Consider the following 16,351-nt stretch of genomic DNA (forward strand, 5'->3'; position numbering starts at 1 on the left):
TGGGCTGCTGCAGGCTTGGATAGACGACTACAACAATCTCCACCCACACTCGGCGCTGCGCTTCCAATCACCCGCCGAGTTCCGCAAACTCAGTGCTTAACCCAACCCTGGCTCTGTCCGGCCAAACGGGGTGCACTCCACTAGTTGCGTCAACTGCCGTTACAGCTGTGGGTACTTCTTGAGGCGGCTGAGGTGGAAGCACCTTCCCAGGTGCTTCCACGGTCGTGTTACTCAGAAAGTCGACGGTGCAAGCTTTTCCAATATTAGGCTAGTGCTTCAGCTACAACCAGTCGTCGACCCGCACGTGTCACACTTCAAACACGTGCCGTTCCGCACCAGCGTGAAGTGCCCGCAGCTGGGACACGGATCGCCGTCGTACCCCTTGAGCCGCGCCATCTGCGCCTTCTGGATCCGCTCCTGCTGGGCGTGCCTGGCCGGGTCGGCGGCGGTGGTCTTCGGGCGTTCCATCACCGCCGTGTCGCTGCCGCGCGTGTCGGCCAGGCCCGTGGTGGCGGGGGCGTCGTGGTGGTGGTGGCCGTTGCCGTTGCCATTGCCGCCGGCGAACAGGCGCAGGTTGCCGCGCACGAAGCCGACCGACGCGTACTTCTTGACCTCTTCCTCCTCGTCGACCAGCTCGCCTTCCTTCGTCCCCTTGCCGATCGCGTCGTGGCGGAGGTCGGCGGGGTCGACCGAGGCGAGATCGGTGCGGTCGAGATAGGAGATGGCCAGCTCGCGGAAGATGTAGTCGAGGACCGAGGTCGCCATCTTGATCGTGTCGTTGCCCTGGACGGGGCCCGACGGATCGAAGCGGGTGAAGCTGAAGGCTTCCACCAGCTCTTCCAGCGGCACGCCGTATTGCAGGCCGATCGAGACGGCGATGGCGAAGCTGTTCATCAGGCTCCGGAAGGCGGCACCTTCCTTGTGCATGTCGATGAAGATCTCGCCGAGCGTGCCGTCCTCGTACTCGCCGGTACGGAGGTAGAGTTTGTGGCCGCCGACCACCGCCTTCTGAGTGTAGCCCTTGCGGCGGGACGGGAGCTTCTTGCGGCCGGCCAGGTGCCGCTCGACGATCTTCTCGACGACGCTGACGACGCGCTGCGGGGTGGGCTGCGCTTCCTCCTCGTCCTCCTCGATGTCGTCGAGCGCGATCGAGGAAAGCGGCTGCGAGAGCTTGGAGCCGTCGCGGTAGAGGGCCAGGGCTTTGAGGCCCAGGCGCCAGCCGAGCAGGTAGGCCTGCGCGCAGTCCTCGACCGAGGCGGTGGCCGGCATGTTGATGGTCTTGGAGATCGCACCGGAGATGAAGGGCTGGGAAGCCGCCATCATCCGGATATGGCTCTCGGTCGAGAGGTAGCGCTTTCCCTTGCGGCCGCAGGGATTGGCGCAGTCGAACACGGGCAGGTGGCTGTCCTGGAGGTGCGGGGCACCTTCCACGGTCATCGCACCGCAGACGAAGGTGTTGGCGGCCTCCACCTCGTCGCGATTGAAGCCCATGTGCTTGAACATGTCGAACTTGAAGTCGCCGAGCTGCTCGTCGGAGAGCTTGAGCACGTCCTTGCAGAACGCCTCGCCCAGCGTGAACTTGTTGAACACGTAGCGGATGTCGAAGGCCGAGGGCAGGGCCGCTTCCAGCTTGACCAGGACCTCAGGGGTGAAGCCCCTGGCTTTGAGCGTCTCGTGGTTGATGCCGGGCGAGCCCTTCAGCGTGCCGTGGCCCACGGCGTAGCGGATGATGTCCTCGATCTGCTCAGGCGTGTAGCCCAGCGTCTTCAGGGCTTCCGGCGCCATCCGGTTGATGATCTTGAAGTAGCCGCCGCCGGCCAGCTTCTTGAACTTCACCAGCGCGAAGTCGGGCTCGATGCCGGTCGTGTCGCAGTCCATGACCAGGCCGATCGTGCCGGTGGGGGCCACGACCGAAACTTGTGCGTTGCGCACGCCGGCTGCCGTTGCGGTCTCGACCGCGCGGTCCCAGGCGGCACGCGCCGCTTCAATGATCAGGGGCTGCGGGCAGGATGCAGCGTCGAGCGGGACGGGAGCGATGTGCAGCGCCTCGTAGCCCTCGGTCTTGGACCAGGCGGCGGTGCGGTGGTTGCGCAGCACGCGGAGCGTGGCCTCGCGGTTCTCGGGATAACCGGGGAAGGGACCCTGCTCCTTGGCCATCTCGGCCGAGACGGCATAGGCCTCGCCGGTCATGAGGGCCGTGATGGCACCGCAAAGGGCGCGGCCTTCCGGGCTGTCATAGGAATAGCCGGATGCCATCAGGAGGCCGCCGAGATTGGCAAAGCCAAGGCCGAGCGTGCGGAACTTCCAGGACAGGTCGGCGATGGTGCGCGAGGGGAACTGCGCCATCATGACGGAGATCTCGAGGACCATCGTCCAAAGCCGCACGGCATGGCGGAAGGCCGCCACGTCGAAGGTGGCGTCCGGCTTCTTGAAGGTCATCAGGTTCAAGGACGCCAGGTTGCAGGCGGTGTCGTCCAGGAACATGTACTCGGAGCAGGGGTTGGACGCGTTGATCCGTCCTGATGCCGGGCAGGTGTGCCAGTCGTTGATGGTGGTGTCGTACTGGATGCCCGGATCGGCCGAGGCCCAGGCGGCCAGGCTGATCTTGTCCCAGAGCTCCTTGGCCTGCAGGGTCTTCTTCACCTTGCCGTCGGTGCGCCGGGTCAGCGTCCACTCGCCGTTGGCCAGCACCTTGCCGATGAAGTCGTCGGAAACGCGGACCGAGTTGTTCGAGTTCTGGCCGGAGACCGTGACATAGGCCTCGCTGTCCCAGTCGGCTTGGTAGGTCGGGATCTCGATCTGGCGGAAGCCCTGGCGGGCGAACAGGATCGCCTGCTGCATGGCACCTGGCGGCAGCGACGCCTTCTTCGCCTCGCGCACGGCCTTGCGCAGCGCCGGGTTCTCCAGCGGGTCGAAGCGGTCCTTGCCCGTATAGGAAGCATCGTGGCAGGCGTTCAGGATGGCCTGGACATGGGCTCTCAGCAGGTTCGAGCCGGCGACGAGTGCTGCCACCTTCTGCTCCTCGACCACCTTCCACATCACATATTCTTCGATGTCGGGATGATCGACGTCGACCGTGACCATCTTGGCGGCCCGGCGCGTGGTGCCGCCCGACTTGATCGCACCCGCCGCCCGGTCGCCGATCTTGAGGAAGCTCATCAGGCCGGACGACTTGCCGCCCCCCGAGAGCGGCTCGTTCACGCCGCGCAGGCGCGAAAAATTGGTGCCGGTGCCGGAACCGTACTTGAAGAGACGGGCCTCGCGGACCCACAGGTCCATGATGCCGCCCTCGTTCACCAGGTCGTCGTTGATCGACTGGATGAAGCAGGCATGCGGCTGCGGCCGCTCATAGGCCGAGCTCGACGCCGACACCTCGCCGCTCTTGTGGTCGACCCAGAAATGGCCCTGGGCCGGGCCATCGATGCCGTAGGCCCAGTGGAGGCCGGTGTTGAACCATTGCGGCGAGTTGGGGGCGGCCATCTGGCTGGCCAGCATGAAGCGCAGCTCGTCGAAGAAGGCATGCGCGTCCTCCTCCGTATCGAAATAGCCGCCCTTCCAGCCCCAATAGGTCCAGGTGCCGGCCAGGCGGTCGAACACCTGCTTGGCCGAGTGCTCGCCGGTGTTGCGCTCGGCAGCCGGGAGATCCGCCTGGGCCGGATCGGGCACGTGGCGCTGCAGCCAGGAGGGGACGCCCTTCTCCTTCACGGAGACGAGCCTCTTCGGCACGCCGGCCTTGCGGAAATATTTCTGGGCCAGGACGTCCACGGCGACCTGCGACCAGCCGGCCGGCACCTCGGCATCGTCCAGCCGGAACACGACCGAGCCATCCGGGTTGCGGATCTCGCTGACCGCGGAACGCCATTCGATCCGGGCATACGGGTCCGCGCCGGCCTCGGTGAAGGAGCGTTCGATCCGCATTACTGCTCTCCCAGCTGCTGCTACGCCGTCCGGCGATTTTGTTCCCGATGCGTTCTCATGGGCAAGCGGAACTTCTCCCGACTTATCCACAAGACGTGCACCATCGCCCGCAGCTGAGCCCGGATGACGGGCCGAATCAGCCTGCGCTGATGATGCTCAATCTGTCTGATCTGCCCTCGATGCTACGTCCGCTAAGCGATCGGCTCAACCGAGGGGCTGAAGTCATCCACAGGAAATTTCCGCTTGTGGGCGAAATTCCGGGTTCTCCGTCACTGGATCGCCACGACCGGCCCCATCGGCACCGCCATGACGTCCCCTGCAACGCTCCCACACATGGTGAGACTACATATAGGCCAGATTCACCGTTCAGGCAACAAGATCTAGTGGGCTAGAGAACGCCACTGAACGGCTTGATCGAAAACATCCACGCTGTGGATCGGTTCCGGGATCTGAGCGCGTATCAGTTCTAAGCCCGATCAGGCGGTATCAGTCAGCACACGATATCCACAGGAATATTATCCAGCGGCTATGCTGCGCTGCAATATAGGTTGCCTCGCCTCCTGCGTGCTGGACATTCCAGCCCTGCCGCCGCAAGAGAGCCCGGCGTTAGACGCCCTGGTGGAACGCGTCCATCCGGGCAACTCGGATTTTCCGCGGAGTGCGACTTTGCTGAAGTGGCTGAGCTTCAACGCGCTGGGCACCTATCTCTTCACCCGGTTCCGGGGCGAGCTGGTCGGCCAGGACGAGCTGGGCAACCGCTACTACCGCGAGCGGCCAGTGAAGGGCGGGCTCAACCGGGAGGACTGGCGTGCCGAGCGGCGCTGGGTGGTCTATCCCGAGGGGGTGGAGCCGGAGCCGACCCTGGTGCCCCCGGGCTGGAGCGGCTGGCTGCACAAGCGCTTCGCCGAGCCGCCAACGGTGGCGCCGCTCAAGGTGAAGTCCTGGGAAAAGCCGCCGGAGCCGAACCAGACCGGCACGCCGTTCGCCTACGTGCCCCCGGGCAGCGAGCGCGGGCGCGGCCAGCGCGACAAGGCCACCGGCGACTATGAGGCTTGGACGCCCTGAGCGTTCGCACCTTCCTGCGCCACTGACCGAAGCGCCCGTGCCGGCGACATGAACGCGCTGCCCGGACCCGGATGGCAGAGCGCCAGTTCGGCAAACACCCGGATGCTCTCGAGGGGCTGGCAGCCGACCAGCGCGTCGCCTTGCTTGTCGAGAATCACCGGTACCGCACCCACGGCCGAAACGGCGATCGGGATGGTCGGGATCTCCCCGCCATGGCGGGGAACGCCCACCTCGCGCGCGATCGAATCGAGCACAGCCAGGTCGCCGATATCCCGCCCCTGCTCGAAGAACCCGTCGAACAGCAGGTCGACGGCGCGGCGGCCCTTGCCCGACCGTGACGCGGCCGCCACCAGCCGGTGCGCCGCACCCGTGTTCGGCTGCAGGCGGATCGCGGTCAGATCGAAGCGCAGCCCCTCGGCCGCGCCGGCCGCACGGATCCGCTGCAGGCTCGCATCGGCCGCCGATGCGCCGCCATGCCGCTGCACCAGCCAGGGACGATAGGGAACGCCGCGGGGCGGGATGGTCGGATCGACCTGGAAGGGCAGCCAGCACAGCCCGATCTGCCGCGCCCGGGCCACCTGCTTGAGGCGATGCCAGGTCAGCCGGCACCAGGCGCAGGCGAAATCGGCCGCCAGCCCCAGCTGCGCCGAACCTGGCGGAAGATCGTCGAGAGGCAGGCCTAGCCGCATTCGCCGTCGCCCTGATCCGCTTGAGGAATGTTGATCGGCCGATCAGCCGTTTTGCGAGGTTCTCCACAGGCTGTGGAAGGGCGGGATTTTGGGCGTTGTGGCAGTTCAGCCACGGACATCCTCCAGTCCCCAGATCCTGGGGCTGGCGATCTCCAGGCTGTTGCCGGCGGGATCGCGGAAATAGAAGGATCGGCTGCCGCGCGGCCATGCCTGCTCGTGCTCGATCGCGACATCCGCACGGACCAGCCGCTCCTTCCACCGGTCGAGTTCAGCCTCCGCGACGGCAAAGCAGACATGGCCGGGACCGATGGCTCCATGGGCAGGAACACTCTTGCCGACGCGCGTCGCTTCGGGACGGAACAATAGCAGCATCCCTTCGCCGAGGCGGAAGAAGAGGAAGATGCCGTCCTTGCGGCTGTCGAGCGTCAACCCGAGCACGTCGCCATAGAAGCGCCGGGCCTCCTCGAGGTCGTCCACATAGAGCACCGTCTCCAGGACCCGATCGAGCTTCTGATCCGCCACCGGTGCCCCCCACGGCATGACGTGTCCTATCGATGTAGTTCGCGACGGGCTCAGATCACGGCTTTTTCCAGCAGCGGCCGGCGGTCATGCAGCCGTGCCGGGGCGAGGGCGCTCAGATCCAGGCTGCGAAAGCCACCATAGGTCATCAGCTCGGCCAGGCACTGCCCGACCGCTGGGGCCTGCTGGATGCCGTGGCCGGAAAAGCCGGTCGCCGCCCAGAGATTGTCCATGCCGGGCCAACGCCCGACCAGCCCGTTATGGTCGACCGTATTCATCTCATAGTAGCCGGCCCAACTGCCGGTCACCTTCAGGCGCTCGAGGCTCGGCACCCGCGCGGCGAGCGCCGGCCACAGCTTTTCCTCGAACAGCGCGTGGTCGACCTCCAGCGGCAGGTCGTCGGGATCGTCCTCGTCGGCAAGCGGCGACATGCCGGCCAGGTAGTAGCGGCCCTCTGGGCGCAGCCAGAAGCCGGACGGGTCGATGACCAGCGGGCAGCCGGGCAGCGGGTCGGGCGTGTCCAGGACGAACACGGAGCGGCGGCGGCCGCGCACGGGGATGTCGAGGTCGAGCATGCTGCCGATCCGCCCGGACCAAGGGCCGGCCGCGACCAGGAACTCGCCGCCCTCGACCTCGCTGCCATCGCCCAGCCGCGCGCGTGCCACGCGCTGCCCCTCCCGCTCGAAGCCGGTGACCTCGCCGTGCACGAACCGGACGCCATCGGCGATCGCACGCTTGCGGAAGGCCTGGAGCAGCCCGTAGCCGTCGAACCAGCCTTCCTCGGCCAGCCCCAGCGAGGCCAGCGCCACGTCCGACACCTCCAGCCAGGGGAAGCGGGCGGCAAGGGCGTTGGGCTCCAGCAGGGCCACCTGCACGTCGTGCGCCCGCTGCAGCGCATGGACCTCGCGCATGATCTCGACGGCCCCGGCTCCCGCCAGGAACAGGTAGCCGCGGTCGAGAAGACCGATATCCGGCATCTCGCCATCCACGGCGAGGTGGCGCCTGGCGTCCTTAAGGAAGGCATAGCCGAAGGCGCCGATCGCCATGTTGACCGGCTGGGAGAACTGGCGGCGAATCGAGGAGGCGGACAGGGCGGAGGAGGCCTGGCGATAGGTCGGGTCGCGCTCGATCACGACGACCTCGCGCTCCCGGTCCAGCCGCCGCAGGCCCGCCGCCACGGCGCAGCCCATGACCCCGCCGCCAACCACCACCACCCGGGATACCGCCATCGCCAGCTCCGTGAACGTGCCCAGCCCGTTCCTTGGGCTTGTCGCCGACACACGGCAAGGGCGCTGGCGGGCAGGCCACGTCATGTCGACCAGCCTCAAGTCCCGGACGTAAGCAGGACAAGCCAAAGCTGCAGCACTGCTCTAGGTTTCGTCCGTTCAACGTCAGGCAGGAGACGGCAGTGAGCACGGTGGCTGAGGGCAGGCGCGGCGGACGTGGAGCCAGGCGTGCCGAGCGCATGTCGATGAAGGTGACGAGCCTGCCGACGCTCAAGCGGCAGATCCCGCTCTACGAGGTCCTCAACGCCGAGGGCCTGGAGATGATCCACGACGCCTCCTGCCGGATCCTGGAGGAGATCGGGATCGACTTTCGCGACGCCGAGGCGCTGGCGCTCTGGAAGGACGCCGGGGCCGACGTGCGAGGCGAGCGCGTGCACATTCCCCGCCAGCTCCTGATGTCGCTGATCGACCACGTGCCCGGGCAGTTCACGCTCACCGCCCGCAACACCGAGCGCTCGGTGACGGTCGGCGGCGACAACATGATCTTCCTGCCGACCTATGGCTCGCCCTTCGTGCGGATGGAGGACGATGTCCGTCGCTACGGGACGATGGACGACCTGCAGCGCTTCCACCGGCTCGCCTATATGAGTCCAGCCATTCACAATACCGGCCTCGTCATCTGCGAGCCCACCGACATCCCGGTCGCCAAGCGGCATCTGCACATCGTCCGCTCGCTTATCACGAACAGTGATAAGTCCTTCATGGGACCGGTGACGGCACCGGAGCGGGCGCAGGACGCGGTGGACATGGCCGGCATCCTGTTCGGCGAGAGCTTCGTCCACGACAACCCGGTGATGGTGTCGCTCGCCAACTGCAACTCGCCGCTGGTCTGGGACGAGACCATGCTGGGGGCGCTCAAGGTCTATGCGCGCGCCGGCCAGCCGGTGATCTGCGCGCCCTTCACCCTGGCCGGCGCCAACACGCCGGCCTCGGCGGTGGCGACCGTGGCTGAGCTGAACGCCGAGGCGGTCTCGGCCCTGGCGTTTTCGCAGCTGGTCCGTCCGGGCTGCCCGATGGTCTATGGCCATTTCCTGGCCGCGGTTTCGATGAAGTCCGGGGCGCCGATGGCCGGGACGTCCGAGCTGGCGCTCATGAACCTGATGATCGGCCAGCTCGCGCGAAAGTACAAAGTGCCGTTCCGCTCGTCGGGCATGCTGACCGGCTCGAAGGTCACCGACGCGCAGGCCGGCTACGAAAGCGCCTTCAACATGTTCCCGATCATGCTGGCCGGCGCCAACCTGATCATGCACACGGCCGGCTGGACGGAAGCGGGCCTGTGCGCCTCGCTTGCCAAGTTCGCGCTCGATGCCGAGCAGATGGAGATGCTCTACAAGTTCGCGCAGGGACCGCAGTTCGGTGATTTCGACGAGGCGGTCGCCAGCATCAGGGATGTCGGCCCCGGCGGGCACTTCCTGGGCACCGCGCACACCCAGGCCAACTTCCAGTCGGCCTTCTTCATGCCCGAGCTGATGGACAACAACAGCTTCGAGCAATGGCAGATCGAGGGCGAGAAATCCGCCCAGGCGCGCGGCATCGAGGCTGCCCAGAAGAAGCTCGCCGCCTTCGAGCCGCCGCCCATCGACCCTGCGGTCGTGGAGGCCCTGGATGCCTTCATCGCAAAGCGCGAGGCCACGCTGCCCGATCACCTGAACTGAGCGGGTGGTTCCACCTGCCCGTGGCGCATCAGGGTCGGCCAGCGCAGCACGCAGGCCAGCACCGCCACGAAGCCGATGCCGGTGACCAGCACCACGGCGGTGCCGGCGTCGAGCCAGCTGGCGAACAGGCCGAACTGCAGGAAGCCGAACGGTGCCAGGCCCATGGCGCCGACCAGGATGCCCAGCGCCCGGCCGCGCAGGGCAGGGTCGGCGCCCTGGAGCATCAGCACGATCTGCATGGTGTTGAAGCCGGCCATGCCCACGCCCGCCAGGGCCAGCCAGCATGCTGCCAGAATCGGATCGCGGGTCAGGCCGAACAGGACGACCGCCGCCAGGAACAGGAGCGTCCCCAGGCTGTAGATCCGCCGGAACCAGGCAGGTGGGCCGGCCATGGTGATGGCGATCGAAGCCAAGAAGGCGCCGGCGCCTTCGGAAGCGACCAAGAGGCCGGTCGCGACCGCTCCCAGCCCCATGGCCTCCTGGGCGATGACCGGCACGAGCGAGACATAGGGGAATCCCCAGAGATTGATCGCCGCGGTGACCATGACGGTGCCGATCAGCACCGGGGTCGCACGGACATGCCGCCAGCCTTCCTTCAGCGGTGCCACGATCCTGACCGGCGCGGCCGGCTGGGAAGGGCGTGACGGCGTCGGTGCCGAGGCCGGCAGGCCGACGATCGCGAGCAGCGCCAGGGCGTGCAGGATGAAGCCGGCCAGCAGCACGCCGGCAAAGCCCAGCAGTGCCACGAGCGCGCCGCCCACGGCCGGCCCGACCATGCGGGTGACGTTCGCGGTCAGCAGCTCCAGTCCCATGCTGACACCGACCCGCTCCATGCCGGCGACCTCGGCCAGGAGGCCGCGCCGCATCGGCAGCTCCGCCGACCAGAACAGCCCGCCCGCGATCGACAGGGCGAACGCCAGCCAGAGATGCGGTGTGCCGTCCATGCTCCACCAGGCGCTGATCGCGTATAAGCCTAAAATCAGGCTGAGGCCCTGGATCAGCATCCGGCGCCGGTCGACCCGGTCGGCGAGCGTGCCGGCGATGCTGCCGAAGAACAGGAGCGGCAGCATGCGCGTGAACAGGATGGCGGTGACGGGGAAGGGCGAGCCGGTCCAATCCAGCACCAGGAGCCCGAAGGCCAGGATGTCCAGCCAGCGGCCGCACTGGATCAAGGCACCAGCGGCCCAAAGGCGGCGTACCGCAGGGTCGCGCAGCAGGGCCGCCACCGCCGCTGGCCCGACGCGGCCCCGTTCGTTCTCGACCAATGTTCCTCGCCGCCCGATCGTGCCCGGGCTCTCGCGGCCCGGGCACGCCCCCTAGCACGTGCCGGGCAGGGCGTCAGCCGAAGCTCTCTTCCACGGCTGACCGCAGCGATGGACTTCCCGTCGTTCCCGGTCAGTCAGGTGCCAGATCCGGGCTAATCAGAAGGTGGCCGCGGTCGCGCGCGCCCCGGAGCTGCCGAGGATCATCTGGCCGGGCACGATCGCCTGCTTGATCAGACCGGCCATGGCCTGAAGGCCGAGAACCGCTTCGGCCTGCCTTCTTCGTCAACCAGGACTGCTCCCTTCGCCAAGGCACGCTCGCTCCAGCATCTGTGCGATCCGCTGACCGCGCCTGCTCTGCAGCCGGCCCTACTGGACGGCAACGACAGCGCCTGTCCGATTGGAAGCTCGATGAGGCGCTGGCCGATCGGCTGAGCCCGCAACATGGGTATGCCGGGTCCGTCGCTAGATCCCGAGCATCGAGGCTCGCATCTGGCGCATCGGCATCGTCCATGCCCAGGTCGTGCGGCGGTCCGACAGGTGCATGCGGCCGCTGCCTCCGGCAGTTCGGCAGATAGCCTTTCCGATCTGGCCCCCGTCGAAGCAGAAGATCGACACACGCCGATCAGCCCTTCGGCTGGTTCAGGTCGAACATGGGCGTCCAGCGCGGTGTGAGGCTTCCCCACTCGCCGAGCATCGGCGTCATGGGATTGTAGGTCAGGTGAGACCCGCTTTCTTTTCCAACTGAAACGGTGAATTTCAACTTCTGGACTGCCGATTTGGCGATGGTTCCACCTGCATCGACCACGTAGATCTTGAGGCCCGCGTTGCCCGACTTCTCGACTGTCACCGTGAGTTCTATCTCCAGCGGGCTGATATAGATCGGCAGTTTCTCCTTGTTTTCACTGCTGCCCAGCTTCAGAAATTCTCCTCGCAAGTTCTCAATGTATTCAGCCAGTTCTATTCTATTGGAATCTTGAGAATATGCCGGTGCGTGAAGAACCGAAAGTCCCAGTACGACAGCAGCTCCGATGATCCTGACTAGCATGGCCGTGCTCCGCTTTCCTTGATTGGCCAGGTTCCAGCTAATCGCTCGTGGTCAGGATACGCCTTAATCAACATCCGGACAATGGAGTAGATGTCGTGCTCCATGGAGAGCGTGCCAGTTCCAAAAGAAGGCCTGCCCGCTTTCCCCAGATGGAGGATCCGCCAACTGGTCACAGGCTAGCGACAGCCTGTGACCGTTCCTCTTGCCGGTTTCGCACGGGAAGCTCTTGTTCAACCTTCGGCCTTGCCGTTCCATTCCTGGCGGACGGCGAGGGAAGCGTCGGTCCGAGCGGGAGCTGTCGTGCCCAATGGATGGTTCACCACGGGGAGCAGCTCACCATCAGCAAGTAGATGCAAAACCGGCCGGCGACCTGCTGCCAGATCTTCTTGTATTGCCGTCGATGAGCCAGAGTATCCTGAGCCGACGCGTTGTAAAAACGGTTCCAAACAGGAACCGGCTGGTGCTGCCCTCGTTAGGCAGGCGTCACCGATCCGCTGCTGCACACGGAGCCTCGCGCCCGCTCGACCAGCCGGCTCGGATCAACGTCAGGTATCCGAGAAAGGAACGCCGCACCATGTTTTATACCGACGGCAAGCTGCAATATCCGGTCCGCGTCGAGCGGCCCAACCCGATCTTCGCCCGTGCGCTCCAGCAGGCCATTGGCGGCGTGGAAGGTGAGATCCGCGTCTGCCTGCAGTATCTGTTCCAGGGTTGGGGCTCGCGCGGTCCGGCAAAGTACCGCGACATGCTGCTCAACACCGGGACCGAAGAGATCGGCCATATCGAGATGCTGGCGACCGCGGTGGCGCTCAACCTCGAAGGCGCGCCGCTATCTTTGCAGGAAGACGTCTCGAAGGATGCGGTCGGTGGCTCGATCCTGAACGGCATGGATTTCCGGCATATCCTGTCGACCGGTCTGGCTGCGCTGCCCACGAACGCCAATGGCGTGCCCTTCGACTGCTCCCACGTCTATGCATCGGGCAATATCGCCGGTGACATGATGGCGAACGTCACCGCCGAATCGACCGGGCGCGTCCTCGCGACCCGCCTCTACAACATGACCGACGACCCGGGCATGAAGGACATGCTGTCCTTCCTGATCGCGCGCGACACGATGCACCAGCAGCAGTGGATGGCGGTCATCGAGGAATTGGGTGGTCCTGCCGAGCAGCTGCCGATCCCGAACAGCTTCCCGCAGTCGCAAGAGAACAGCGAGTTCTCCTATGTCTATCTCGGCCACATGACCGACGGCTCCATCCCGCAGGGGCGTTGGACGTCGGGCCCGAGCATCGACAAGAAGGCCGAGTTCACCTCAGCCGTCTCCATGCCGCTCGGCGGCAAGCCCAGCCTGGCGCCGGCGCGGCCGGATAGCGGTGCCCAGCAGGGGCAGACCTCCAAGTCCGGCATGGGCGGCGTGATGGGCGCCGTCGAGGGCGCCATCGAGCGCAAGCTCTGACCTGCAAGGACGAGCCGATCCTGGGATCGGCTCGTCCTGCGGTGATTTTCGTCACTGACTGCTTGCCGGCTGAGCGGTAGAGCCGAAGGAATGGCCAGTGCGACTGGTAATTCCCCGGAGCCCCGGATGACCTCATTTCCGCCGTTCGTCCGCCATGGGCTGGATGCATCGCAGATCCAACTGCGCGACCTCGGCATCGAGCTCAGCGTGCTCGTCCCGTCCGCAGCGACGGCGGGCTCGTTCTGCCTGATCGAGGAGCGCACGCAGCCGGGTGCCGGGCCGCCCCTGCACGTCCATGCCCATCAGGACGAATGGTTCTACTTCCAGGAAGGCAGCTATCTCCTGCGCATCGACGACGAGGAATGGCGGGTCGGCCCTGGCGATGTCGCGGTCGTGCCGAAGGGCGTCCCCCACGGCTTCGCCAATGTCGGCACGACCACGGGCCGCTTCCTGTTCACCCTGACGCCGGCCATGGATGCCGAGCGTTTCTTCCAGCGGCTTGGTGACCTCCTGCGCCAGGGCCCGCCCGATCCTGACAGGATCAATGCCGCCTTCGCCACCGAAGGCTTTTCCATCACCGGTCCGCCCCTGCTGGCGACGGCCCGAGCATAAGGCCAGATGTGCGACGGGCTGACCGCCCGCGTCATCGGCCGTTCCCTTGAGGTGCCGGTCGAACTATCCGGAGCGAACAACGCTGCTGGAAAGGGCCTGATCATGCTCTACGCACTTGGCGACGAGGTTCCGCAGGTCCATCCAGATGCGTGGGTGGCGCCGACGGCCGTGCTGATCGGCAAGGTCGTGGTCGAGAAGGGTGCCACCGTCTGGTTCGGCGCCGTGCTCCGTGGCGACAACGAGACGATCACGGTCGGGGAAGGGTCCAACGTGCAGGAGAACTGCGTCCTGCACACGGACCCAGGCTTCCCGCTCACGATCGGCCGCAACGTGACCGTCGGGCACCTGGCGATGCTGCATGGCTGCACCATCGAGGACGGCGCCCTGATCGGCATGGCGGCCGTCGTGCTGAATGGGGCCATGATCGGCGAAGGAACGCTGATCGGTGCGAAGGCGCTGGTCGGAGAGCAGAAGCGGATCCCGGGCGGCTCCCTGGTCCTGGGGGCGCCGGGCAAGGTGGTCCGTGAACTTGGCGACGAGGACCGTAGCCGGATGCTGCGTGGCGCCGCCACCTATGTGGAGCGCGGCCAGCGCTTCCGGCGCGAGATGCGCACGGTCTGATCCTGACGGACCGGCCTCACTCCAGATTGGTGTGCCGGGCGCGCATGGTCTCGGCCGTCTCGCCCACGCAGTCGCGCAGCTTCAGGATGGCGAACTCGAAGAACAGCATCTGCGCCGTCTCGAACAGCGAGCCCATCGGCAGGACCGACGACCTGCCGGCCTGATCGTCCGCCATCGTCTGTGCCGGCAGGTGCACGACGATGTCGGCGTGCTTGGCCGCCGGTCCGTCCGGCTGCGCCGTGATCAGGGCCACCCTGGCTCCCGCATCGCGGGCGATCTCCATCAGGGTCTCGATGGTCCGCAGCTTGCCGGGGCCGATCGACACGAACAGGAGGTCGCCCGGGCCCAGCGGCGGCACCGTCATGTCGCCGACCACATGGACGTTGCGTCCCATGTGGAACAGCCGCATGGCGAAGCCGCGCATCTGCAGCCCCTCGCGGCCCAGGCCGTGAAGGGCGGTGACCCGCGCCGTCGTCAGGGCTTCGAGCAGATCGTCGGCGGCGCCCTCCGACATCCGGCCGAACACGTCACCCAGTTCCCCGAGCGCCCCCTGGGCCAGTGCGTGCAGTGACGAAGTCATCGACCGGAATCCTTCTGCCAAATTTCCGGCCGAGCGCCGTCCAGAGAAGTCCTGACAAGTGCAGCCAGACGGGGCGAAACGGCGCGGCCGTCCTGGCCTCCGCTGCGGGACGCTAGCCGACCCGTTTCTTGCGGACGGGCGTCTCGTCCATTTCGCTCGATCCGGACATCAACCATTCCTTGAAGCTGATCGAGGTCTTGGTCGGGAGGATCGTGTCGATCGCCGCGCGCAGACCCTCGGCCGCTTTCTCGTCGCTCACCAGTGCCTTCGCCACGCGGCGGATCATATCGGCGTCCGGCTCGCGCACGCAGACTTCCACCCGCTTCATGCCCCGTTGCGACATGCGTTTGCGGTGCTGTTGAAGGGCCTCGCTCATCATGCATCTCCTCGTTATGCCGGCCGAAATTTACCTGGCCCACTCGCTCCCGCCGACCGGCGCCCTACCCGCATAGGTAGAGTTCCGAGCAGTGCGGAACACGATGATGGTGAAAAATACCATGCCTACGAATACCATCAACGAGCCGATGCCGGCAAGCGGCGGACCCTCCGGTTTTCCCAGCTCCGTTATCGCGACGCCGGGGACCATTACCACGATCCCTAAACTCCACAACAAGAACTGTAGCTTTTGCTGCTCTCAAGTGTGCTGCTTCCGGTACATTGATGTAGAAGAGCCTGAACAGCATGGAACAAACTGAGTCTGGCAGGTCGAGATGCGCATGCGCACCAAGGATGGAGTGGTCCTCGCTGTTCGCCATCTGCAGGTCCATCGCCATGCCGGCCGGCATGAAGAGGGCCACGAGGCGAAGGTAGAGCGACGCGGGCTTCGGCATCAGCTTGTCCAGATGACCGGGCAGGCCAAGGCCGCCTGGATGGCAACGGTACCATACGACTGCGTCGCCGGCGCCGTTCGCGCATCATGGTCCGCCGGCCCACGCGAGGCTGTGACTTCCATCACGCTCGCGTCACATCTATGCCCGCCGCGCCGCTCATTCTCCCTTTCCGGAACCAGTCCCACGTGAACCACCGCGCCATCGATCCACTGCAGCACCGCTCCGCCCAAGGCTCCGGGCGTCGCGAGCGCTTCCGCTGGCTGGTAGGCGCGACCATCCTATTCGTGCTGAGTTCGGTGGGTATCCTGCACGGGGGCATGAAGATCCTGTGGGGAGCCGTGCCGAACCGCAGCGATGCCATCTCGACCACCGACCAGGCGTTCGCGGCCCGGTTCAGGCAGCGCCTCGAGGACGAGACGAAGGTCCGGCTTTCGGGCCTGACCGACTTTGCCTGGGACACGGTCTGCCTGATCGAGCCATTCGACCTGGACGAGGCCAGCCTCAGGGAGGCGCTGCACGCAGGTGGTCTTCCTGATCGCTCCGTTCGGCTGCCGAACGGGCCGAAGCCGATCCCGCAGCCGAACTGGCTGTTCGCATTCCTGGAGCGAGGAACAGTCGTACATACGGTAGAGTTCCATCACCGCGAACTGGAACCGCGCCACGGGGCCTATTGGACGGTTTGAAGAAGCCCCTCCAGGGGTCTGCCTGAGACCGCAGGGCGACGGCGTTGGCTTGATGACTGTACTCAGGCCGTCGGTAGGGCTGGTTTGCCCGTGCTGTGGTCGCCTCGGCCGTCCAGGCAGGTTAAGG

The 16,351-nt window shown here is 66.1% G+C and carries 15 protein-coding genes; 7 read left to right on the forward strand and 8 right to left on the reverse strand.

The genetic code is table 11. The annotated features are described in order from the left end of the window. Positions 1 to 7 precede the first annotated feature (7 nt). Positions 8 to 100 carry a hypothetical protein gene (locus tag VHL31_RS26820; RefSeq protein WP_414653618.1) on the forward strand — a complete coding sequence of 31 codons (93 nt, stop codon included), beginning with the start codon at positions 8 to 10 and terminating at the stop codon, positions 98 to 100. A 176-nt stretch (positions 101 to 276) separates the two neighbouring features. Here VHL31_RS26820 and VHL31_RS00950 read toward each other — a convergent pair whose 3' ends face one another. After that, a complete protein-coding gene (locus VHL31_RS00950) occupies positions 277 to 3,918 on the reverse strand; it encodes a vitamin B12-dependent ribonucleotide reductase (RefSeq protein ID WP_329659325.1) in 3,642 nt (1,213 codons plus the stop codon). A gap of 666 nt (positions 3,919 to 4,584) precedes the next feature. Between VHL31_RS00950 and VHL31_RS00955 the strand changes: the two genes are divergently transcribed. Continuing rightward, entirely contained in the window at positions 4,585 to 4,983 is a 399-nt protein-coding gene (locus VHL31_RS00955) for an NADH:ubiquinone oxidoreductase subunit NDUFA12 (RefSeq protein WP_329659326.1), read from the forward strand. Here the strand turns inward: VHL31_RS00955 and VHL31_RS00960 are convergent. From VHL31_RS00960 to VHL31_RS00970, 3 genes are all read right to left on the reverse strand, one after another. Then, positions 4,962 to 5,672 (reverse strand): DsbA family protein, encoded by a 711-nt coding sequence (locus tag VHL31_RS00960; protein WP_329659327.1) that lies wholly within the window; start codon positions 5,670 to 5,672, stop codon positions 4,962 to 4,964. The two genes, VHL31_RS00955 and VHL31_RS00960, sit on opposite strands and share 22 nt — an antisense overlap. A gap of 105 nt (positions 5,673 to 5,777) precedes the next feature. Then, positions 5,778 to 6,194 (reverse strand): VOC family protein, encoded by a 417-nt coding sequence (locus VHL31_RS00965; RefSeq protein WP_329659328.1) that lies wholly within the window; start codon positions 6,192 to 6,194, stop codon positions 5,778 to 5,780. Between the two features lie 50 nt (positions 6,195 to 6,244). Then, positions 6,245 to 7,420, reverse strand: coding sequence for an FAD-binding oxidoreductase (locus VHL31_RS00970; protein WP_329659329.1), 1,176 nt, complete (start codon positions 7,418 to 7,420; stop codon positions 6,245 to 6,247). Between the two features lie 179 nt (positions 7,421 to 7,599). On the opposite strand from VHL31_RS00970, the gene VHL31_RS00975 reads away from it, so the two are divergent. After that, on the forward strand, positions 7,600 to 9,132 hold the full coding sequence (locus VHL31_RS00975; RefSeq protein ID WP_329659330.1) for a trimethylamine methyltransferase family protein: 1,533 nt from the start codon (positions 7,600 to 7,602) through the stop codon (positions 9,130 to 9,132). On the opposite strand, the gene VHL31_RS00980 is transcribed toward VHL31_RS00975, so the two are convergent. Next, on the reverse strand, positions 9,120 to 10,397 hold the full coding sequence (locus VHL31_RS00980) for an MFS transporter (protein WP_329659331.1): 1,278 nt from the start codon (positions 10,395 to 10,397) through the stop codon (positions 9,120 to 9,122). The two genes, VHL31_RS00975 and VHL31_RS00980, sit on opposite strands and share 13 nt — an antisense overlap. A gap of 622 nt (positions 10,398 to 11,019) precedes the next feature. Beyond that, positions 11,020 to 11,442 (reverse strand): trypco2 family protein, encoded by a 423-nt coding sequence (locus VHL31_RS00985; protein WP_329659332.1) that lies wholly within the window; start codon positions 11,440 to 11,442, stop codon positions 11,020 to 11,022. 574 nt (positions 11,443 to 12,016) lie between these two features. Here VHL31_RS00985 and VHL31_RS00990 point away from each other — a divergent pair. From VHL31_RS00990 to VHL31_RS01000, 3 genes are all read left to right on the forward strand, one after another. Then, on the forward strand, positions 12,017 to 12,898 hold the full coding sequence (locus VHL31_RS00990) for a manganese catalase family protein (RefSeq protein ID WP_329659333.1): 882 nt from the start codon (positions 12,017 to 12,019) through the stop codon (positions 12,896 to 12,898). Positions 12,899 to 13,024: 126 nt separating this feature from the next. Further along, a complete protein-coding gene (locus tag VHL31_RS00995; RefSeq protein WP_329659334.1) occupies positions 13,025 to 13,510 on the forward strand; it encodes a cupin domain-containing protein in 486 nt (161 codons plus the stop codon). Between the two features lie 102 nt (positions 13,511 to 13,612). Beyond that, positions 13,613 to 14,131 carry a gamma carbonic anhydrase family protein gene (locus VHL31_RS01000; protein WP_349262324.1) on the forward strand — a complete coding sequence of 173 codons (519 nt, stop codon included), beginning with the start codon at positions 13,613 to 13,615 and terminating at the stop codon, positions 14,129 to 14,131. A gap of 16 nt (positions 14,132 to 14,147) precedes the next feature. On the opposite strand, the gene VHL31_RS01005 is transcribed toward VHL31_RS01000, so the two are convergent. Then, a complete protein-coding gene (locus VHL31_RS01005) occupies positions 14,148 to 14,711 on the reverse strand; it encodes an SIS domain-containing protein (RefSeq protein ID WP_329659336.1) in 564 nt (187 codons plus the stop codon). A 112-nt stretch (positions 14,712 to 14,823) separates the two neighbouring features. Continuing rightward, a complete protein-coding gene (locus tag VHL31_RS01010) occupies positions 14,824 to 15,087 on the reverse strand; it encodes a hypothetical protein (protein WP_329659337.1) in 264 nt (87 codons plus the stop codon). Between the two features lie 639 nt (positions 15,088 to 15,726). Between VHL31_RS01010 and VHL31_RS01015 the strand changes: the two genes are divergently transcribed. Next, entirely contained in the window at positions 15,727 to 16,224 is a 498-nt protein-coding gene (locus VHL31_RS01015) for a hypothetical protein (protein WP_329659338.1), read from the forward strand. Positions 16,225 to 16,351: the final 127 nt, after the last annotated feature.

Source organism: Geminicoccus sp., from assembly GCF_036263595.1.
GTDB lineage: Bacteria > Pseudomonadota > Alphaproteobacteria > Geminicoccales > Geminicoccaceae > Geminicoccus.

Coding starts and splice junctions, on each gene's coding strand:
- VHL31_RS01010 (WP_329659337.1), bottom strand. CDS start 15,087: ATGAGCGAGGCCCTTCAACAGCACCGCAAACGCATGTCGCAACGGGGC.
- VHL31_RS01005 (WP_329659336.1), bottom strand. CDS start 14,711: ATGACTTCGTCACTGCACGCACTGGCCCAGGGGGCGCTCGGGGAACTG.
- VHL31_RS00985 (WP_329659332.1), bottom strand. CDS start 11,442: ATGCTAGTCAGGATCATCGGAGCTGCTGTCGTACTGGGACTTTCGGTT.
- VHL31_RS01000 (WP_349262324.1), top strand. CDS start 13,613: ATGCTCTACGCACTTGGCGACGAGGTTCCGCAGGTCCATCCAGATGCG.
- VHL31_RS00960 (WP_329659327.1), bottom strand. CDS start 5,672: ATGCGGCTAGGCCTGCCTCTCGACGATCTTCCGCCAGGTTCGGCGCAG.
- VHL31_RS00995 (WP_329659334.1), top strand. CDS start 13,025: ATGACCTCATTTCCGCCGTTCGTCCGCCATGGGCTGGATGCATCGCAG.
- VHL31_RS00950 (WP_329659325.1), bottom strand. CDS start 3,918: ATGCGGATCGAACGCTCCTTCACCGAGGCCGGCGCGGACCCGTATGCC.
- VHL31_RS00990 (WP_329659333.1), top strand. CDS start 12,017: ATGTTTTATACCGACGGCAAGCTGCAATATCCGGTCCGCGTCGAGCGG.
- VHL31_RS00970 (WP_329659329.1), bottom strand. CDS start 7,420: ATGGCGGTATCCCGGGTGGTGGTGGTTGGCGGCGGGGTCATGGGCTGC.